This is a genomic window from Chitinophaga sp. CCNWYY40 (assembly GCF_037483205.1).
GTDB lineage: Bacteria > Bacteroidota > Bacteroidia > Chitinophagales > Chitinophagaceae > Chitinophaga > Chitinophaga ginsengisegetis.
Genome location: NZ_JBBHLF010000001.1, coordinates 680841 through 701062 on the forward strand (window position 1 = coordinate 680841; position 20222 = coordinate 701062).

Sequence of the window (20222 nt, forward strand, 5' to 3'; positions counted from 1 at the left end):
GATCTCATTTTGGAAGAACCAGCCGTGGGCTAATATTGTAGTAACATAAACTTTTTATCATGGATATCTATATTAGTGAAGAAGCTGTGGTAGGGGATATACAAAAGAGGTTCAGGGAATTTTACCCCTATCTCAGGCTGGCATTTTACCGCAACCCGCACAGAACAGGGGAATGCTCACCTAAGGAGGAAGCGGTGCCACCTGAAACGCCTATCGATAAGATCAGGATGATACATAATTCCGGATGGCTGGACGTTAGCTATTACCGGCTGGCGGCAGCAGTGGAACACGACTTCAGCCACGAGTTTGGTTTGAGTGCGCAGATCCTGCGCAGGTGTGGCGACTTGTGGCTGGAAACCACCACCACTGATAACTGGACACTGGAAGAATTGAATATCGCCGGCCGGCCGGTAGAACGGCAGCGATTCCGGCTGCCGGATGAAATGGAAGAAGAATAGTATTTACTGGTTAAAAACAAACTTATGAACGATATTATCAGGAACTTCTCAGCTATCAGGATCACTGATACAGCGATTGTAGGCGGTAAGAACGCTTCGCTCGGTGAAATGACCGTTACCCTTACCGGAAAGGGAATTAAAGTGCCGGAAGGATTTGCCACAACAGCTGCTGCCTTCTGGATGTACCTTGATATTAATGGTATACGGCAATCGTTGTTACAGCTGATGCAGCAACTGGACCGGGAAACATTTTCAAATCTGGCAGAAACAGGGGCTGCCTGCCGTAAACTGATACTGGAAGGAACGATACCAGCGGAAGTGGAAAGAGAGATTTTAAGAGCCTACAACGTGCTTGGCAAAGGGGCTCCGGTAGCAGTGGCTGTCCGGAGCAGCGCAACAGCGGAAGACATGCCAGAGGCCAGTTTTGCGGGGCAGCATGAGTCGTACCTGAATATCAGGGGAGAGCAGGCGCTATTAAAAGCAGTACGCCGCTGCTTTGCCTCGCTGTATACCGACAGGGCCATTAAGTACCGGGAAGATAATGGCTTCGAGCACAGCAAAGTAGCCCTTTCTGTAGGGATACAACTGATGGTGCGCACCAATGGATCCTGTTCGGGGGTTGGATTTACGCTGGAGCCGGAATCGGGTTTCCGGGATGTAGTCCTGATATCCGGCATATGGGGATTGGGAGAAAATATTGTGCAGGGAACCGTGGCGCCGGATGAATTTTATGTTTTCAAGCCAACGTTATTAGAGGGGAAACAGGCTATCATACAAAGGAAGTTGGGGGATAAAGCTAAAACGCTTTGTTTTTCCGATGATCCCAATGCTGAAGAAAGTACGGTGAATACGGATACACTGCTGGAAGACCGGCAGCGTTACGTGTTATCTGATCCTGAAGTATTGCAGCTGGCCCGCTGGGCGATGCAGATAGAAGAGCATTATAATTGCCCGATGGACATAGAGTGGGCCAGGGATGCTGTTACCGGGGAGTTATTCATATTGCAGGCCCGCCCGGAAACGATCCATACAGCGAAGAAGCCGCAGCAGCTGAAAATCTATAAGCTGCGGGAGAAGGGAAATTGTCTTGTAACAGGAGAAGCTATTGGCGAAAAAATGGCTACCGGCATAGCCCGCGTATTACAATCGCCTGCCGATATCGGGGAACTCCGGCCTGGTGATATTGTGGTGACTGACAATACCAGTCCGGACTGGGATCCTGTACTGAAAAAAGTGGCTGCTATTGTAACCAATACCGGCGGAAGAACCAGTCATGCCTCCATAGTGGCCAGGGAGCTGGGAGTACCGGCTATTGTTGGTGCAACGGATGCCACGCAGAAGATCAGGGACGGCGCTGCAATTACGGTATCCTGCAGTGAGGGGAAAATAGGGTACGTATATGAAGGAGCATTGCCATTTGAGGTAATAGAAATGGATCCTGGAAATATAGCGTTACCGGAAAGTACAGAGGCATGTTTGATTATCAGCGACCCCGATAAGGCCTTCCAGCTGTCGTTTTATCCCAACGATGGGGTTGGCTTGCTGAGAATGGAATTTATTATTACGCATGCAATAGGTATTCATCCGATGGCCCTGGTGAAATATGATGAACTAAAGGATAAAGCCGCGTGGTCGGCGATAACCGAAAAAACTTTACTTTATCCTGATAAGAAGAAGTTCTTTGTTGATAAGCTTTCGCAAGGTATTGCCACTATTGCTGCCGCCTTTTACCCTAAAGATGTAATTGTACGGATGAGTGATTTTAAAACCAATGAGTATGCGCAACTGCTGGGAGGAAAAGAGTTTGAGCCGTTGGAAGAAAACCCTATGCTTGGGTTCCGGGGTGCCTCCAGGTATTATCATCCTTTGTATAAAGAAGGATTCGGGCTGGAATGTGCCGCTATAAAGATGGTAAGAGAGGAGATGGGATTAACAAATGTGAAGGTGATGATACCTTTTTGCCGTACAGTGGAAGAGGGCAGGAAGGTGCTGAATGTAATGGAGTCGTTTGGTTTACGGCAGGGAGAAAACGGTCTGGAAGTTTATGTAATGGCGGAAATACCTTCCAATGTATTGCAGGCCGCTGCCTTTGCTGATATATTTGACGGATTCTCCATCGGTTCAAATGACCTTACACAACTTACCCTGGGAATAGACAGGGATTCGGCGCTGGTATCCGATCTTTTCAGTGAAGAGGATGCTGCTGCGCGGATGATGATCAGTATGATGATAACTGCTGCAAAAAAAGCGGGCGTGCGTATCGGACTTTGTGGTCAGGCGCCCAGTGATCTCCCTGATTTTGCGGCTTTTCTCGTGGCACAGGGCATCACCAGTGTTTCTTTTAACCCCGATGCTTTATTGAAAGGAATTGCCAATATCCGGAAAGCGGAAGATGAATATGGCATCAATAACAAAAATGCGTTACCCGTTTTAATTTAAAATAGTTGACCGGCAGGCAGATCAGATGCTTTCAAACCTGCCGGTTTTTTCAGTAATCCTTATCCGGTAAACAATAGGCCGGATAATATTTTCAGGCATTCTTTCCGTTGCTATTTCCTCATGCATGTCGGATACTCCTGCGGTTTCGCTTACCTGCAGATGTGCCAGCCGGCTTACAAGGAACTTCATGGCGTAAAATCTTTCCTTCGGATCTGTTATCTCTTCATAATCTCCCCATAAAACAACACTGCGCCAGTTTGCCATATCTGTAATTTCATCCACCTGAAAACAAACATGCGGGTGCTGCCGCATCATATCAATTTTCATCCCTTCCCTGGAATGTATTACCAGGTAGGCATTATTGAAAGCGTAACTAACGGGCACTATATATACTTTTTGCCCATCGGTACATCCGATGCGGCCTGTTACATTTTTGGCCAGTACCTGGTCAATCTGATCTAAGTTTAATTTGCCTAACATAAAGTCTGTTTTATAATGATTAAATCCAGGTCATCAACGGAAAGTCCTGCCGGTTAGGCAGCAGCGGATGCCTGGGGAAAATTCTGAAGCCATAAACAGCAGCACCGGAAAACGGCAGCTGTATCTGGCAGGAATAGGTAATCCTGTTATGGTCGACTGCTTCAACCGTTAACTCCTGTACAGTTATGTAATTGTCTGGTTGTTCTTTGGTATAGAAAACGACTTCCAAACCTATTTCATCTGCATGTAAAGTTCCGATAGAGAGGTTTATCCTTGCCCGGAAAGTTTCCCCGGGGGATTGCAGGTGATAACTTCCCTGAGGTTCTTCGATTGTCATTACATGTATTTCCTGCCATGTGCTGCGGACTCTTTTTTTCCAGGCTACCAGGTCCCTGGTGTTTTTACAGTCTGCTGCCAGTAAAAGTTTACTCCTGTTGTATAATTGCCCGTAACTGCGGTTATATTCATTGATGGCGCGATTCATGTCAAATTGCGGTGTTATACCGGATAAGCCTTTTCTAATCATATTAATCCATTTTTCAGGCAATCCTTCGGTATTGCGTTCAAAGAAAAGCGGTATGACTTCTTTTTCCAGCAGATCGTATACTACGGCTGCATCGCATTGATCGCGGTATGCATCCTGTTCCGGATGGCTGCTGATTTCTAATGTCCATCCTGCATTTTCACGGTTTGCCTCTGCCCACCAGCCTTCCTTCGGGCTGCAATGGAGAACGCCGTTGCAAACGGCTTTCATACCGCTGGTACCGGAAGCTTCCATGTTATGTTCTGGTGTGTTTAGCCATACATCCACTCCTTGTGTCAGCAATGCCGCCAATTCCATATCATAGTCTTCCAGGAACAAAATGCGCCCGTTTAATGCCGGCATCTGTGATGCCGTTATCACTTTTTTTAACAGCGCAATGCCATCCGCGTCATTGGGATGAGCTTTGCCGGCAAGAATAATTAACACCGGATATTGGGTATTGTTGACGATGGCAGCCAACCGTTTTATATCGGTAAACAGCAACCAGGCTCTTTTGTAGGAAGCGAACCGTCTTGCAAAGCCAATCACCAACGTATCCCGGGTTATATCTTCCCCCAGGAAATCATTTTTTTTAATAATTTCATAAAGCGCGGGAGCTGTTGGTTGTCTGTTGATAATGCCCTGCCACATATCCCTTTTCAGTTTTTTCCGTATGTTCCATATCGTGTTATCGGGGATCTGATACGTTTTGTCAGCCATGATATCTTTATAATAAGGCTGCCAGGCAGGAGCCATCCAGGTAGGCAGGTGTATGCCATTGGTGATGCTGGTGATATGCAGTTCATCGGGTTTGAAATGCTTCCACAGGGGATTCAGTATGTTGCAGGATATCCCGCGGTGCTGTTTGCTTACTGCATTTATTTCCTGTGAAAGACTGGCTGCGAAGTGTAACATGGAAAATCCTCCGGAGGAGTGTTCCTCTTCCGCGCTGCCAAGTTTCATCAGGATATTCCAGTCGATGTTAAAATCTTTCGCCAGGTAAGACAGATATGTTCTGAGTAATATTTCGTCAAAAACATCCTTTGCTGCCGGCACGGCAGTATGTGTAGTGAACTGGGTGGTGCATTTAACAATCTCCATCGCTTCGTCAAAGCTCAGATGACATTGCTGCATGATGTTACGTATCCGTTCCAGGACAGTAAATGCTGCGTGGCCTTCGTTGATGTGATACAGATCAGGTTGAATGCCCAACGCATTCAGCATTTTCACACCGCCTATGCCAAGCAGGATCTCCTGTTTCAATCTCATTTCAGGATCACTGCTGTATAGTTGCGCTGATATCAGCCGGTCTTCCTCATTATTAGCTGCCAGGTCTGTATCCAGCAGGTACAGGGTGATACGTCCCACATCTACCTTCCAGACGGTAGCATGTATAATGCGGCCGGGGAAGGCCAGTTCAATACTTACCGCCTCACCCTGATTATTTTGCGCAGGGAAAACCGGCAGATTTTCCGTTTCCGTTATATCCGGTATGGCCAGTTGCCCGCCGGCGGGGGATATTTTTTGTTTAAAGTACCCGCGCTTATACAGGAGTCCGGCTGCCACCATGTTCAACCCGTTATCGCTTGCAGCCTTGATATAATCACCGGCCAGCACCCCAAGTCCCCCTGCATAAAATTTCAAATCCGTATGCAGGCCATATTCCATACAGAAATATGCTATTAGCGGCGCCTGTTTATCAGGTGACTGCATATACTTTTGATAGGCATCTGATATTGTTTGCTGCATTCCCAGGAAAGCAGTGTCTTTTTCAAGCGTGTGGAGATTGCCGGGGCTGATCGTTTTCAGTAAGAGGCGCGGATTTTGTTTGCACCGGTCCCATTCTTTATTACCGGCGTATGCGTATAATGTGCGTGCCTCCGGATTCCACGACCACCAGAGATTTCGGCTGATGTCCTGTAATGGTTGCAGGGGAGCAGGCAGTACCGGTTGCACATTTATCTCTCTCCATACAGGCGTTGATTCCGGTATGGCCTGAGCGGTTACTTCGGCCGGAGACGCCTGGGGTTTATTGCAGAAGAGTTGTTCCCGCTGAGTACTTTTCTGCAGCGCAAGGTCATAAGCCCGGTAGTAATAAATAAGAAGATGATCCCAAAGGAACTGTTCTGCTATATGCGCAGCGTCATCCCTGGCTGCAGCTACGGAAGATGCTGTTTGTGCGGCATAGTTGCTGATAATTCCGGCGATGCCGGCTGCGGCTTCGCGTTCATTATTATCATTTCTCTCTATTATAAATATCCCTTTGCCGTTAAACCCGGGCAATTTACTCACTGCGCTGCCAAATCCCGAAATATTGGTAGAAACGGCCGGAATATGGAATGCGGCGCTTTCCAGCGGAGTATAACCCCAGGGCTCATAATAGGAGGGGAATATCGCCAGGTCGAAGCCTATAAGCGTATCATAGTAGCTGAGGTTAAATATTCCATCTGCTCCGTTGAGGTAAACAGGTGCATAAATAATCTTTACATGATTGGCCGGTGCATTGTCCAGTTGCTGTTGCCGGATATGATTTAATATAGGGTCTGTGTCGGCCCCCAGCAAATTATGCGTCAGTATTTCCCCGGTCCGGGAAACAGGCGGCGTTTGCAGTAATAAGTTATCCTGCAATATTTTACGGGGACCGGTATGATTGGCAGGAACAAAAATAAATGCCAGGATGTTCCGTTTTATTTCTTTTGATTTATTTACGAGTGAAATGGCGTCAATAAAAGTGTTAATCCCTTTATTCTTATATTCATATCTGCCGCTTTTGATAATCAGCAGCGTATCTTCCGGTTGTTGCTGACCGAAAAGAGCAGTGGCCACATTTAATAAAATACTTCTTGCTTTGGCGCGCCTGGTGTTATACAATAGAGGACCGGGCACTATATCCGCATCAAATCCGTTTGGCGTAATAAAGTCGGGATATTTACCAAGAAATTTTTCGCATTCTTTTGCCGTGAAGCTGCTTACACATGTGAAGCAATCGGCCGTATGGGCTGCAATTTTTTCCAGGGAATGTTTGGAGATGATATGGAAGTCCCTGGCAGACTGTTCTGCATTAAAGCTTTCAAAGCCGGTATAAAAGGGCATACCGCTGCCGGCTATTGCCCTGCCGCATACAGTGGCATGTGTGGTAAATACCGTGGCTATCTGGGGGATGTTTTCTTCCAGGTATAAAATCCCTGTACCCGTCATCCATTCATGGAACTGGGCAATAATATGATCTGTAGCGTTGAGATGGCAGTAGTAAAACCCTTCTATAATCTTACCCGCTGCGTATCCAAACATGGCGGGTTCTATATAGTCCCATTGACCGGACAGGGAATCTAAACGGTACTTTGTCCAGAAATGTGTAAAAATCTCATTCTTCTGCTGGAAAAAAGGAGTAAAGTCTACAAGGATAACCAATGGATTCCCGGCAATATTCCATCTGCCTGTTCGTACTCTCATCCCGGTTTTCTGCATATGTTTTTTCCAGTTCGGAAACAGGTTTTTGTCTTCTGTAAATTCCGGGTTGCCGGTAATACCGGCCGGCAGGTCGGGCCCGATCATAATCAGCCGGTTGCCCCATTGCTCCTCCAGTAAGCGTGCCTTGGTTGCCAATACGGTGTGTATACCACCCACTTTATTGCATACTTCCCAGCTTACCTCAAATATATAATCCGGCTTCCAGCGTATGTCGCCCATGAGGAGTGATTTTTTTCTTTTCCAGAGAGTTGTCTGTGCGCAGGGAGAAATCTGTCAGCACATTCATATAATTAATGAAGGCATCAAAAGGACTATCATAAGGACTCAGGGAATTCCCGGGGTCCTGGATGCCCATATAATAGAAGTGATCAGCGCTTTGGAGGTATGCCCAGTCCTGCTTCAGCTGGTCATCGTCAGTGGCGCGCACTTTTTTTCCGAGTGCGTACAAGGTATCGAAGGCATCCTGTTGCATATCATTGTTCAGCCAGGGACGCAGATCATAATTTTCTTCCTGCGGGATGGTGATTTGCGGCCTCATAAGGGAAGCTACTGCCGGCAATAGTTTTGTTACACCTTCCGGTCGCAGCAGATGATTGTTTTGCAGCAATATTTCATTGGGTAAGTATTGGGCAAAAGTGCTTATCACGTCTGCATGTTCATGAAATTTGCCAAAGGTCTGGTAATCTATGAACAGGTTGATGATTTTATTTTCCGGGGAAGCACCATTGGTGAGTGTGGCAACAAAACCCATCGCTGCTGCCATATCAGCAATTTTATTATTGTAGATCTGTTCTGTGTTACGAAATACCCGGGGTGTTTTTCCAAATAAAGCAGCTACTCTGGTGGTATGTTTTTTTACCTGGAGATTAAATTCCTCACTGCTTTTTAATGCAGCAAGTGAATGGCTGTAAGTGTCGGATATAAATTCCACGCAGCCTGTATCCGCGAGCGCCCGGAAGCTTTCAATCAGTTCGGGCATATACCTTTCAAATTGATCCAATGCTGTACCTGAAATGGAAAAGTTTACATGAAGCTGCCGGTTACCTGCCTTTATTAGTTTCATCAATGCGCGGTTGGCCGGTAAATAGGATTGCAGTGATACCTGCCTGAGTATTTCACTGTTTAACATTTCATCGTAATAGGGCACTCCGTTGCCTATATCCATAAATGAAAACCTGTTTAGCCGGAAGGGCTGGTGTACCTGGAAGTAAAGACAGATATTTTTCATAGAGAATAATGATTAAATTAATAAGTAGAAGTGAGATGTTCATATACTTTTTTAATATAGTAAGCTTGTTTTTCCCAGTTAAGAGCGTTCAGTTCCTGTGTACTTTCACGTTTCAGTAAGCGATGTATACCCTTGTAGCTGGCCAGTGCATGTATACAATTGGCCATATCGGAAATATCCGGACTGTCTATTTTCAATGCATACTGTAATACTTCCTGGACGCCTGATTGCCTCGAAATAATAACGGGCACGCCGGCCCTGATGGCTTCCAGCGGGATAATGCCGAATGGTTCTGAAACCGAGGGCATTACAAATACGTCACTGATAGCCAGTAATTTCTCCAGTTCTGCGCCTTTGAGGAAACCTGGAAAATGAAAGTAGCGTGAAATACGCAGCTGGGCTGCATATGAAATCATCGCTTTTAACATATCTCCGCTTCCGGCCATCACGAAGCGGAACGACTTATCTACTTTCAATATCTTAGCTGCGGCCTCAATGAAATAGGCAGGTCCTTTCTGATAGGTAATTCTGCCAGCAAAGGTGATCATCTTTTCTTTGAAGGGTTTTGACGGTAGGCTCTTATGTTCTTCAGCGACCGGCAATACTGCGTTATGAATAGTCACCACCTTTTCAGGAGGAATGGAATAGCGATCGATGATAATTCTTCTTGTCAGTTCACTTACCGCGATAACTTTGTCGGCTTTCAGCATTCCCAGGCGTTCGGTTTCATACACCTGCATATTGATATTGCTTCCTGAGCGGTCAAATTCGGTGGCGTGAACATGTACCACCAATGGTTTTCCACTTGCAGCGCTGGCCATGATACCGGCAGGGAAGGCGAGCCAGTCGTGCACATGGATCACATCAAAATTATGTTGGGTGGCAATAGCAGCAGCTGTTAAAGCGTATTGCCATACTTCTTTCATCAGGTTTTTTCCATAGCCTCCTGTAAAAGGGTATCGCATTATTGGTCCCTGGCTGGTTTGTTTGCTTTCAACAGTGGATGTTTTAGCCGATACAGCAAATGTTTCCGGGCTGTGATAGGGCACCACCGGGCTATTCACTTCAAAGTACGAGAATGTTTCCTGTAATTTTTCTGTATGTGCATAAGGCAATGGAATTTCTACGTCGCTGGCGCCAACTACTTTGATTCCCCCGGCATCTTCATTGCCATGTTTTTTGGGTACCACAAACAGTACCTTCACGTTATTAGCTGCCAGTCCGGTTGCTATGCCAAGACATGCCGTACCTAATCCTCCGGAAATATGTGGTGGAAATTCCCAGCCAAACATTAGCACCTGCATATAAAATATATTTATTGTTTATGATTATTTAATATATTCCTGAACCGTAAAAGTTCTGCTACACTCCATGCCTGGGAAACGGCGCCGCCGGCCCGGTGAGGGAAGTCGCCGTCAAATACTTCTGCCATTGTATAAAGGCAGCTTTCGGCAAGGGCCGGCGCCAGGCCCTCGTATATTTCTTCCAGCAGCCGGCGTCCTTCCTGCCCGTATACCTTCAGGTATCCTTCGGCAAAATGACCCAGCATCCACGGCCAAACGGTGCCCTGGTGATAGGCCCTGTCGCGGGTGGATTGATCACCGCCATAATGCCCCAGATAACACGTATCATGCGGGGATAAGGTTCGCAGCCCTCTTGGCGTGAGGAGTTCTTCTTTTATTTTATCCATCACCGCCTTTTGCTGTTCTTCCGTCAGCGGAGAGAAAGGAAGTGAAACCGCAAATAATTGATTGGGACGTACGGACCAATCCATGTATGAACCATTGATGCAATCAGCCAGGTATTTTTTTTCAGGATTCCAGAAGCAGTTTACAAAAGATGTCCTGATTTTCTCGGGATAAGCGGCCCACTTTTTTACAAAGCTCTTATCACCGGCTTCTGTGGCAACCTGCAGGCAGAAACAAACGGCGTTGTACCAGAGGGCATTTATTTCTACCGCTTTTCCGCTGCGGGGAGTAACCGGCTGGTTATTTATTATTGCGTCCATCCAGGTGAGGGCATATCCTTCTTCTCCGGCATATATTAATCCATCATCCTCCATCCTGATGCCAAACAGGGTGCCTTGCCTGTAATGTTCCAATATACTGGTGAGAGAAGATCCATAGATCTCCCAGAGTTTTTCTCCGTTTACATAGTACCGCACAAATTGCTGCATGGCCCAAACCAGCCAGAGGGAAGCATCAGCCGTATTATAAGTGGCATGGGTGCCACTGCCGGTGTTAGGGATTATGCCGTCTTTCATGTCTTCCAGCAAAGTGTCCGCTATTTTCCTGAAGTAGTATACATCTCCGGTCAGTAAGGTTAGCCCGGGAAGTGATATACAGGTGTCCCTTCCCCAGGAGCCAAACCAGTAATACCCGGCTTTGATAATAGTTCGTTTATCTTTTCTGATGATAAACCGGTGGGCACTGTTCCTCAGATAATCACATATGGTTACCGGTGTTTTTTGTTCTCTCAGCAAGTTGGTGACCCGTATTGGTATCCTTTCCATATTGGCTGCTTTTACCCCTGCAGCAAAGAAAACGGATTGACCGGCTTCCAGTTTCAGTTCAAAATAGCCTGGTGTATACAGATCTTCCAGGTATTCATATCCTCTTTTTTGTTCTTCCGGGTAAGTAAAGTTATAGTACCAGTTGGCCGCTGGAATGAATTTTCCATTGACTGAAGTTTGCAGGTAAAGCGGTGTGTAACCAGGATATAATTGGATAGAGCATCCGTTTGTAACCGGGGTAATAGTACCGTTTACCTGGTTATTGTGATGCGTGAGGGCATGCATATTCCTGAATGCCAGTAAAGGCATCAGCCGGAGCGTGATAGCTGAATCGGCCTCCTGCAATGTATACTTAACATATAAGGTATTGTCCATTGTAAGAAACAGCCATTCTTTCACCAGCACCATGTTACCAAATCTGTAGGTCCAGGTTGGAATAATGTTGTTACCGAATGTATGAATATGACGGAATCCGTCAGGATAATATGTATCCGGGTAGCAATGTGTATTTAACTGCCAGGTTTGACCATCTTTTAGTACCGACTCGTCCAGGGAGGATAACAACACGTGGTTGTCTTCACCCAGCTGTGGCTGCGGCGTTACAAGCATTCCGTGATACTTTCTGCTGTTATACCCGCACAAAGTGGTTGCTGCATATGTACCGTTATCACTGACCAGCAGCAACTCCCGGCAGTCGGGTTGTCCTGTATGATCCAACACCAGTTTGTTAAACAGCGGTTGTTTTTTTTCAGTGATTTGCATGAGTGAAATAAATTCAGATATATCCCAAATGTATTAAGGTGGCGTATGTTTATTCATGACTATGATTAGCCGGGTATATGATTATTATCAATCTTCCGGTTACTTTGATCAGCATCATCAGGAAGGGTGACGAATGTCATTACCAGGGCTGAATGGGTACATTACTTTTAACGCTTAAAAAAAGAAGTATGAAAAAGTCCCCCCTGTTATTCGCCTGGTTTTTATGCTGTTATTTTTATGCCGCCAATTGTATGGCCCAGGAGAAACCAATGATCATTACTTCTCCGGGGATGCCATTTGTTTCGCTGGAAGAAAGGCAGCTGATACAAAATGAACCGGTTGACTTCAATTTGCCAAAACCAACCGGTATCAATACCAGTTTCCGGTATGCCGCCGCCAGGGCTATACCTGGAGTGGTACATATTATTGCCACCTATGAACCAGGTTTTAAGGGATTGGACGAATACGGTTTCCGGGCCAGGGAAGATCATCCCGGTATGTCTCCGGCTGTTCTTGAACAGGGACCTGTAACAGGAAGCGCTTCAGGCGTGATTATAACACCCGACGGCTATGTGGTAACTAATTACCACGTTGCCAACCAGGCGGAAAGCCTGGAAGTGGTATTGGCAAACAGGCGCTCTTTCAAAGCGCGTATAATAGGAATGGATTCTCTTACGGATATAGCGTTGCTGAAAATCAGTGAGCAGTCATTGCCTTTTATACGCTTTGGCAATATGGATTCTGTGGCAGTGGGAGATTGGGTATTGGCTATCGGAAGCCCGATGGGCATGAATTCCACCGTTACTGCCGGAATAGTGAGCGCCAAATCAAGGATTTTTACCAGCCAGGAGGAGCAAGGCCAGTTGTCTTCTTTTATACAAACAGATGCAGTAATGAACAGCGGCAATAGCGGTGGTGCATTGGTAGATATCAATGGCAGGCTTATCGGTATAAATGTCGGTATACTTACGCCAACAGGAAATTTTGCAGGTTATTCTTTTGCCATACCGGTGGAAGTGGTAAAAAAAGTATGCAATGATTTATTGCGCAACGGACGGGCTATACGCGCTTCGCTGGGTGTATATATTACCAACACACCTGGCATGCCGGGTGTGTTGGTGTATAAACTGGTGGACAAGGGCGCCGCTGCAAAAGGAGGTATCCAGGTAGAGGATATCATTAAAGAAATTGACAACGGAGAGATACGAAGTGTTGGAGATATCCAGCAAACATTGGTACTGCATCACCCTGGTGATAAAATACACCTGAAAGTGATACGGAAGGGGAAACTGGTTAGCTGCGAAGTAATACTGGGTGGCACGCAGGGAGTAATGGAAATGTAAGGGCAGGGCCTGACAGCGCCTGCCTTAGTATTGATACCGGATAAATATTTCATACAGCAGTTCCATAAAATAAACGGCCAGCCTGATAAGCAAAGTGTATGTTGCAACAGGAAGCAGCAGGGCCGCCGCCCAGGACAGTATCTTTTCCACATAGGCAGATACATGATGTATTGACGGAAGGTGAAGTACGCGTTGCATAAATCTACTTTTTAATGATTTTAATAATGGGTGATGAAAACGGGATATGCCAGCGTTTTAATGAGAAGATCTGCATGACTGTGTCTGAATAGTCTTGATACCATATTTCTGCCATAAGCGCCCATTACTACCAGTGCATGTTGTTTCCTGAGCAGGTAGTCGAACAGCGCTTTTTCTGAGCCTCCTTTTATGGTAGTGATATCTGCATACTCAAAGTGTTTGCTGAGCCAGTTGGTTATCCTTTTCTTTTCATCACCCTTAATTTCTTCTTCTTTAATTTGTACTACAGTGGCCCTAGCTTCACCAAGTTCAGGTAAAGTATAAGTTAATTGCTTCATGGCAAATACCGCGGATGGGCTGCCATCGTAACAAAATACAATTTCTTCTATTGGTGTAAAGGAGGACGGGGCGATAATTACCGGACACTGAGCGGAAATAAGAAGTTTCTGGAGAAAGGGAGAGGGTGCTTCCTGGATTTTTGAAATATCGGAAACTGCTGCATCTGCGATGATCAGGTCTGCAAACCGGCTTTCTTCTATAATATCCTCCAGTGCCGGTCCATTAATATATTTTGAATACGCCGCTATTCCCTTTTCATCACATGTTTCTTCGAACAGCCGGATATGGTCCTCTGCTTTTCTGGTTTTTCTGCCGTATTCCGGGAGATCGCGGGATGTAATACTTTCCACATAGGGCATTCCGTAAACTTTTTTTATTTCCGGTTTATCTGCGTATGTATCTTTTTCAAAAAAGAGCCCGGTGAGTCTTGATCGCGTAATGTCGGACAGGTAACAGGCGAAGTTTATTGCGCTGAGGGTAGGAGTAGCGCCGCATACCACCAATAGTATTTTTTCCATAGTTTTTTTTCTTAAAGTTAACCCGGAAGACTCCCGGCAACTATGATTGCGGTCAGCCTGTAGTATGATTATGGACACAACGGGGCAGGTATGATTACAATCAGGATCTCTATTGAGATTGATCATTTTTTCATGCCCCGGTACGCGATAGTTTAGCATAAAATTATTAACCAAAAACAAGGAGGTATTTTATGTCATCTCAAGCACTAACCAAACGCAGCACACTTTTCCCATCATTATTTGATGATTTCTTTAAACCGTGGCGGGAATGGACTACTGATTTTAATGGTGGCCGGTCTTTAGCGGAGCTAACTGTTCCGGCAGTAAACGTGAGTGAAGACAAAGAGAGTTACAATCTGTCCGTTGCTGCTCCCGGTATGAAAAAGGAAGATTTCAGGATTAACCTGGAGGGCAATGTGCTTACTGTAAGCGCGGAAACAGAAAATGAAAAGGAAGAAAAGAATGAGAAGTACAGCAGACGGGAATATAATTACAGCAGTTTTTCCCGCAGCTTTAATCTCCCTGAAAGCATCAGTAAAGAGAAAATTGAAGCACATTATGAAGAAGGGGTGTTAAAATTGAAGCTTCCCAAAAATGAGGATGCAAAAAAGAATGGTAAAAGCGTCCAGATAGCTGTTAAATAGATGCTGATCTGCAAGGCCCGGCCAGCCCATCTGACCGGGTTTTAAATCCTGAAAAAATAGTGTTATGAAAAAAATATTATTTGTAACAGATGCGGTAAGCTTTAACGGACCTAGCCTTGAATTTGCCTGTTATCTCTGTAATCTCACGCATTCAAAACTTACAGGTGTGTTTCTTGAAAACCAGGTATTGGAATTGAGATCGGCGGAGGATATCCGGGAAATTGCGGTCGGAAAACCAGTTCCGGGAATTGAATTGGAAGATCAGAAAAATCTCTTTAGAGATAAAAATATAGACCGGTTCAAAAATATCTGTGAGTCGAATGGCGTGAACTGCCTGGTACACCTGGATGCAGGTATGCCGGTTACGGAAGTGGTAAAGGAAAGCCGTTATGCCGACCTGATAGTATTGGATGCTGCTACGTCATTTTCATGGAAACCGGAAAGCATTCCAACAACATTTGTAAAGGAGGTACTGGAGAAATCGGAATGCCCGGTGGTGATAGCACCGGAAGATTTTGACGGAGTTGACGAAATTATCTTCACTTACAACGGTAGCTGCTCATCAGTATTTGCGATGAAACAGTTCACGAACCTGTTCCCTCAGCTTGGAACATGTAAGGCAACCGTGCTGAGTGTAACAGAAACCGGTAAACCTATTAAAGGCGACGAAGCAAGGCTGCGGGAATGGCTGGATACGCACTACAATAACGCGGAGATCCAGGTGGTGGAAGATGAAAGCGTTAGTACCCGTTTATTGGAATTTATGTTCAGTAAAGAAAAAGTATTTATTGTAATGGGAGCTTACGGACGGAGTGTTTTGTCCACCGCATTTGTTCCTAACCCGGCTACGCTGGTAGTAAAGCTGGTGACGCAGCCTGTTTTTATCACTCATTATTAATTGTTTAAAACTATAATCACTATGAAAAAGATTATTGCTGCAATAGATGCGCTTCACTTTTCAGACGAACAGGTAGAAGCGTTTAAGTATATAGCCAGAGAGGCGGAAAGTCCTTTAACGGTGGTATGCCTGGATGATATTGTAAGTGAGCTGACACCAATGGGCACCATGTACCCGGGAGGTTATGCTTACAATTATGAACAGATTACTGCTGAGAGCAGGGCAGCGTTGGAATTCCAGCGGGATAAAAACCTGAAACAACTACATGAAATCTGTGATGGCAGTAATGTGGATATTAAGGTCCGGGAAACTGCAGGAGTACCGGCAGAGAAAGTAGTGGAAGAAAGCAGGTTTGCTGATCTTTTACTGATTGGTAACAGCACGTCATTTGCTACATTGTACGATACAGACCCTCCCCGGTTTGTAAAAGATTTGCTGGCAGAAGCAGAGTGCCCGGTGATGGTTTTGCCGGAAGTGATGTCGCCGGTCAAAGAGATTATATTTTCCTATAATGGCACTTTTTCTTCCATGTATGCCATCAGGCAGTTCACCGAGCTTTTCCCGGGATATGCTGATATGCCGGTGAAAGTGGTGTATGTAGCGGAGAATAATAACAAGGTAATGCCCTGGGAACCCCAACTCCGGGAATACCTGGATATGCATTATGACACAGTGGAGTACATCATCCTGAATGGTGAGCCGGCAACGGAGTTCCTGGCATTACTGATTCACCGGAAAGACTGTATTGTTACTTACGGCGCGTACGGCAGGAGTGGTGTTTCCCGTTTTTTTCATCGCAGCGATGCTGATAATATTCTGCGTACAGTGAATATACCTGTATTCATTACCCATCCTTAAAATGAGCTGATCATGAAAGGTCTTATTATTTACAAAGGCAAATATGGCGCTACCCGTCAGTATGCGCTGTGGCTGGGAAGTATGTTGGGATGGCCGGTTATTCCGGCTGGTTCGGAAACCGCGCAGCAACTGGCAGATGCAGATTTCATTATCCTCGGTTCCAGTATTTACATTGGTAAACTACAGCTGCGTAAATGGCTGAAAGAGCATGGGGATATAATTATCAGTAAACGCCTGTTTCTTTTCCTGGTGTCAGGAACACCTTCTTCAGATAAAGAAAAGCTGCAGGGCTACCTGACCACAAATATATCGGAATCCCTGAGGAGCAGGTGTGTGCCTTTCTTCCTGCCTGGAAAACTGGAATTCAATAAGCTTTCATGGATAGACAAGCTGCTACTGACCATTGGTTCCAAACTGGCCAGCGATAAAACGGATGACATCTCCATGGAAGATTATAATGACGTTAAAAAAGAACACCTGGAAGCCATTATCAATGCTGTCAGGAAGCTGAGTGAGGTGGCCGCGTGATGAAGTATATTATTTCACTCATAACGCTGCTGTTGTTTTCTCTTTTCACAACTGCCAGTGAGCTGCATTTGCCGGATGATTCTGCTGCTGTGACTGTATTTTACGGCAGAATGCAACAACAGGTGGTGTGGTTGTCGCCCGGCAGGAAACCCGTTTTACAGCAGCTGAGGGTTTTTTTAAAGCAGGCTCCTTTCCTGGGATTAGAAGAGAATGATTATCAGTCGCAGTTTATATATTCGATGGCGGAGGATACTCTGCGTACTTTACCCGATACCGATGCCGTTGCAGCCGACCGGCGTATTACGGCAGAAGCTATCCGTTTCTTTTGTGATGTTGCCTACGGACCGGTGAATAGCGCGGCAGTAAGATATAATGGTTTGACCGGATTGCCGGACAAACGCCCTGAGATGGCCCGTTTGCTGGCGGATTGTTTGCTGTCCGACAGTTTTTCTTTTTTCCTTCAACATATTGAACCGGAGGTGGCCGCTTATGCGGCGGTTAAGAAGACCCTCACTTATTTTTATACTGCACTTTCAGATAGTGGTTTTGCAGAGACGCCTGTGGTATCGCTGAAAGCCGATACCACCAATATTGCCCTGATTAAAAGGTTAGGGCAGTTAGGATTCGGGGACAGTATAGAGGCCGGCCGGCTGCAGGAGAGCATCATAGAAGCGCAGGAAAAGTTCAATGTATTGAGTGACGGGGTATTGCGCAGCGGCTTTTTGCGTGCACTGAATGTTCCGTTTGTTTCCCGCATCAGGGAATTGAAAGTTGCATTGAATCATATCCGTTGGTTGAACAGCTACCGGCCATATACAAGCGTGGTGGTCAATATCCCATCCACCGGGCTGCAATTGTTCCAGGATAATAAACCAGTATTATATTCCCGGGTTATTACCGGAAAGAAGAGCACACCAACGCCTACATTGGCAAGCCGTATTACTGAGGTGGTATTATATCCCTATTGGATGGTTCCTCACAGAATTGCCACCAGGGAATTACTCCCCCGGATAAAACTGGATCGCAGCTATCTTGAAGACAACCAGTTTGAAATACTGGACAGGAAGGGCAGGATAGTAAATGCCGCTGATATTAACTGGCAATCTCTCAGTGCCGGCAATTTTCCTTATGTTATCCGTCAGAATACCGGTTGCGATAACTCCCTGGGCATTGTAAAGCTGAATTTTTATAGTCCGTTTACGGTGTACCTGCATGATACGCCTGGCAAAAACCTGTTTATGCTGAAGCAGCGGTTTTTCAGTCATGGCTGCATCAGGGTAGAAGAAGCGGCTTCGCTGGCACGTTTATTACTGGATGAGGCCAATGCTCAAACAATGGATAATCTTATTAAAAGCGGGCCGCAGGCGGATCAGAAACCAGTTGTGCTGCCGGTGAAAATACCTGCGCTGGTTTTTGTATTGTACAATACAGCCTGGCCGGATAATATGGGCGAGATCAGGTTTTATGAAGATGTTTATAACAGGTACTGATTATCCTTTTTTCAGGAGTTGTATTTTATTCTTTTTGAATTTTTCAATTTCTTCCCAGCTTCCGGTGTTCAGGATATCATGCTTACCACAGGCAGCTCTTCTTGCTACCCATACTCCCAGTTGCATAAAATCGAAGTGAGGCAGGGTATGTGCATCTGTATCAATCACCAGTTTTACATTATTTTTTATCGCCGTTTTAACCAGTTCATCATTCAGGTCCAGCCGGTTTGGGCGTGCATTTATTTCCATAGCCGTGCCGGTGGCAGCGGCCCGTTCAAAAATGAGGTTCCAGTTAACCGGTGAGGGTTTCCGGGCGCCAATCAACCGGCCGCTGGGATGCCCTATACAATGCACATACGGATTTTCGCAGGCTTTTATGATCCTGTCTGTATTGTCGTGAGAGAAGCCGCTATGGATGGAGGCAATTACCCAGTCGAACTGCTTAAGCTGCTCATCTGTGAGACTTAAACGGCCATCTTCCAGGATATCTGTTTCTATACCTTTCTTTATAAAGTTAAAGCCCAGGTATTGATTAACCCGGTCTATTTCAGCGGATTGCCCGGCGAAATTTTCCGGTTGCAGTGAACCTGTTGTTTTTTCATCAGATGCGTGGTCTGTAACTACGATGTACTGGTAGTGTGGAAAAACATGCAATACATAATGGGCAATGCGTTCAATGCTCTCTTCGCCATCGCTCCAGTTGCTGTGGATCTGCATATCCCCTTTTATCTGGCCGAATGTGACCAGGGAAAAGAGGGAATGTTTTGCCGCTGTAGTAATATTTGTTTCGTCTTCTCTTAATTCAGGATCCGGACATGTCATTTGCAGTTGTCCGTAAATATCTTCTTCGGTGTCCACGGCTATAAGTTTTCCTGTTTGCAGGTCCGACAACCCATTGGGACTAAACAGGAAGCCTTTTTCCCTGGCCTGGTTTTCAAGCCATTTATTATGCCATACCGGTCCGGTATAGTATAAAAGAGCGGCGGCATAATTTTTCTGGTCAGCCAGCCGGATATCCACCTGCATATGATTCTGTAAAAGGATGCTCACCCTTTCCCTGCCTGCTGCAATGATCCTTGTTACAGAAGGAAGCCTGCTGATTTTGTATATTAAATGTTTCCTGAGCGGCGCTTTTACCTGTAGCACCATATCGATATCGCCGATGGTGTCTTTTTTTCTTCTCAGGCTGCCGGTGAGTGCAGCCTTTTCTACTTCAGGGAATTGCTTTACGGCTCTCAGTATTTCTTCAGCAGCCAGCAGCGCGTCCCATAACTGAACGCGGGTATCTTTGGCGAGTTTCAGGGCCCGCCTGATATTTTCTACCTTTCCTGCAGTTAATCCTTTTATGTTGGCCAGCTGTCCTGATGCGACAGCGGTGTTACATTCATTGATGCTATTTATGCCCAGTTGTTCATGTATAGCCATAACATTGGTGGTACTGATCCCTTTAATCTCCAGCAGTTCAGACAACGCCTCGGGGATTTTTTTTACCATGTTTTTCATATTGGTAGTTTTAATAGTTATTTGTTCCGG

Annotated in this window: 16 protein-coding genes; 8 read left to right on the forward strand and 8 right to left on the reverse strand. The window is 45.7% G+C overall.

The window, feature by feature from the left end; translation table 11 throughout:
• Positions 1 to 59: 59 nt before the first annotated feature.
• Complete coding sequence (locus tag V7S65_RS02840) at positions 60 to 458, forward strand: hypothetical protein (protein WP_336386266.1); 399 nt, start codon at positions 60 to 62, stop codon at positions 456 to 458.
• A 24-nt stretch (positions 459 to 482) separates the two neighbouring features.
• The gene (gene ppsA, locus V7S65_RS02845) at positions 483 to 2897 is read left to right on the forward strand and encodes a phosphoenolpyruvate synthase (RefSeq protein WP_336386265.1); all 2415 of its coding nucleotides are present in this window, start codon (positions 483 to 485) and stop codon (positions 2895 to 2897) included.
• Positions 2898 to 2918: 21 nt separating this feature from the next.
• Here the strand turns inward: ppsA and V7S65_RS02850 are convergent, their stop codons facing one another.
• The 5 genes from V7S65_RS02850 to V7S65_RS02870 are packed head-to-tail and all read right to left on the reverse strand — an operon-like array spanning position 2919 to position 11873.
• Entirely contained in the window at positions 2919 to 3377 is a 459-nt protein-coding gene (locus V7S65_RS02850; RefSeq protein WP_079468329.1) for a pyridoxamine 5'-phosphate oxidase family protein, read from the reverse strand.
• 19 nt (positions 3378 to 3396) lie between these two features.
• Entirely contained in the window at positions 3397 to 7590 is a 4194-nt protein-coding gene (gene glgP, locus V7S65_RS02855; RefSeq protein WP_336386264.1) for an alpha-glucan family phosphorylase, read from the reverse strand.
• On the reverse strand, positions 7553 to 8599 hold the full coding sequence (locus tag V7S65_RS02860) for a polysaccharide deacetylase family protein (RefSeq protein ID WP_336386263.1): 1047 nt from the start codon (positions 8597 to 8599) through the stop codon (positions 7553 to 7555). Before V7S65_RS02860 ends, glgP begins: the two co-directional genes overlap by 38 nt.
• Positions 8600 to 8616: 17 nt before the next feature.
• On the reverse strand, positions 8617 to 9903 hold the full coding sequence (locus V7S65_RS02865) for a glycosyltransferase family 4 protein (RefSeq protein WP_336386262.1): 1287 nt from the start codon (positions 9901 to 9903) through the stop codon (positions 8617 to 8619).
• 11 nt (positions 9904 to 9914) lie between these two features.
• Positions 9915 to 11873, reverse strand: a complete 1959-nt coding sequence (locus V7S65_RS02870) for an amylo-alpha-1,6-glucosidase (RefSeq protein WP_336386261.1) — start codon at positions 11871 to 11873, stop codon at positions 9915 to 9917.
• 188 nt (positions 11874 to 12061) lie between these two features.
• On the opposite strand from V7S65_RS02870, the gene V7S65_RS02875 reads away from it, so the two are divergent.
• Positions 12062 to 13216 carry a S1C family serine protease gene (locus V7S65_RS02875; protein WP_336386260.1) on the forward strand — a complete coding sequence of 385 codons (1155 nt, stop codon included), beginning with the start codon at positions 12062 to 12064 and terminating at the stop codon, positions 13214 to 13216.
• A 24-nt stretch (positions 13217 to 13240) separates the two neighbouring features.
• Here V7S65_RS02875 and V7S65_RS02880 read toward each other — a convergent pair whose 3' ends face one another.
• Complete coding sequence (locus tag V7S65_RS02880) at positions 13241 to 13414, reverse strand: hypothetical protein (RefSeq protein WP_336386259.1); 174 nt, start codon at positions 13412 to 13414, stop codon at positions 13241 to 13243.
• Positions 13415 to 13434: 20 nt separating this feature from the next.
• Positions 13435 to 14271, reverse strand: a complete 837-nt coding sequence (locus V7S65_RS02885) for a universal stress protein (protein ID WP_079468323.1) — start codon at positions 14269 to 14271, stop codon at positions 13435 to 13437.
• A 191-nt stretch (positions 14272 to 14462) separates the two neighbouring features.
• Here V7S65_RS02885 and V7S65_RS02890 point away from each other — a divergent pair, with 191 nt between their 5' ends.
• From V7S65_RS02890 to V7S65_RS02910, 5 genes are all read left to right on the forward strand, one after another.
• Positions 14463 to 14915, forward strand: coding sequence for an Hsp20/alpha crystallin family protein (locus V7S65_RS02890; protein WP_079468322.1), 453 nt, complete (start codon positions 14463 to 14465; stop codon positions 14913 to 14915).
• A gap of 64 nt (positions 14916 to 14979) precedes the next feature.
• Positions 14980 to 15813 (forward strand): hypothetical protein, encoded by an 834-nt coding sequence (locus V7S65_RS02895; protein ID WP_336386258.1) that lies wholly within the window; start codon positions 14980 to 14982, stop codon positions 15811 to 15813.
• Between the two features lie 21 nt (positions 15814 to 15834).
• On the forward strand, positions 15835 to 16671 hold the full coding sequence (locus V7S65_RS02900) for a universal stress protein (protein ID WP_079468320.1): 837 nt from the start codon (positions 15835 to 15837) through the stop codon (positions 16669 to 16671).
• Positions 16672 to 16683: 12 nt separating this feature from the next.
• Positions 16684 to 17199: a flavodoxin domain-containing protein gene (locus V7S65_RS02905; protein WP_336386257.1), complete on the forward strand. Its 516-nt coding sequence runs from the start codon at positions 16684 to 16686 to the stop codon at positions 17197 to 17199.
• Positions 17199 to 18689, forward strand: coding sequence for a L,D-transpeptidase family protein (locus V7S65_RS02910; RefSeq protein ID WP_336386630.1), 1491 nt, complete (start codon positions 17199 to 17201; stop codon positions 18687 to 18689). The genes V7S65_RS02905 and V7S65_RS02910 overlap by 1 nt, the downstream gene beginning before the upstream one ends.
• Here V7S65_RS02910 and V7S65_RS02915 read toward each other — a convergent pair whose 3' ends face one another.
• Complete coding sequence (locus V7S65_RS02915) at positions 18690 to 20192, reverse strand: DNA polymerase III (protein ID WP_336386256.1); 1503 nt, start codon at positions 20190 to 20192, stop codon at positions 18690 to 18692.
• Positions 20193 to 20222 lie beyond the last annotated feature (30 nt).

Bases quoted from the DNA above. Each gene is read 5' to 3' on its own strand.
- glgP (WP_336386264.1), bottom strand. From the start codon at position 7,590: ATGGGCGACATACGCTGGAAGCCGGATTATATATTTGAGGTAAGCTGG.
- V7S65_RS02900 (WP_079468320.1), top strand. From the start codon at position 15,835: ATGAAAAAGATTATTGCTGCAATAGATGCGCTTCACTTTTCAGACGAA.
- V7S65_RS02890 (WP_079468322.1), top strand. From the start codon at position 14,463: ATGTCATCTCAAGCACTAACCAAACGCAGCACACTTTTCCCATCATTA.
- V7S65_RS02860 (WP_336386263.1), bottom strand. From the start codon at position 8,599: ATGAAAAATATCTGTCTTTACTTCCAGGTACACCAGCCCTTCCGGCTA.
- V7S65_RS02840 (WP_336386266.1), top strand. From the start codon at position 60: ATGGATATCTATATTAGTGAAGAAGCTGTGGTAGGGGATATACAAAAG.
- V7S65_RS02895 (WP_336386258.1), top strand. From the start codon at position 14,980: ATGAAAAAAATATTATTTGTAACAGATGCGGTAAGCTTTAACGGACCT.
- V7S65_RS02865 (WP_336386262.1), bottom strand. From the start codon at position 9,903: ATGCAGGTGCTAATGTTTGGCTGGGAATTTCCACCACATATTTCCGGA.
- ppsA (WP_336386265.1), top strand. From the start codon at position 483: ATGAACGATATTATCAGGAACTTCTCAGCTATCAGGATCACTGATACA.
- V7S65_RS02870 (WP_336386261.1), bottom strand. From the start codon at position 11,873: ATGCAAATCACTGAAAAAAAACAACCGCTGTTTAACAAACTGGTGTTG.
- V7S65_RS02915 (WP_336386256.1), bottom strand. From the start codon at position 20,192: ATGAAAAACATGGTAAAAAAAATCCCCGAGGCGTTGTCTGAACTGCTG.
- V7S65_RS02905 (WP_336386257.1), top strand. From the start codon at position 16,684: ATGAAAGGTCTTATTATTTACAAAGGCAAATATGGCGCTACCCGTCAG.
- V7S65_RS02850 (WP_079468329.1), bottom strand. From the start codon at position 3,377: ATGTTAGGCAAATTAAACTTAGATCAGATTGACCAGGTACTGGCCAAA.
- V7S65_RS02885 (WP_079468323.1), bottom strand. From the start codon at position 14,271: ATGGAAAAAATACTATTGGTGGTATGCGGCGCTACTCCTACCCTCAGC.
- V7S65_RS02875 (WP_336386260.1), top strand. From the start codon at position 12,062: ATGAAAAAGTCCCCCCTGTTATTCGCCTGGTTTTTATGCTGTTATTTT.
- V7S65_RS02880 (WP_336386259.1), bottom strand. From the start codon at position 13,414: ATGCAACGCGTACTTCACCTTCCGTCAATACATCATGTATCTGCCTAT.
- V7S65_RS02910 (WP_336386630.1), top strand. From the start codon at position 17,199: ATGAAGTATATTATTTCACTCATAACGCTGCTGTTGTTTTCTCTTTTC.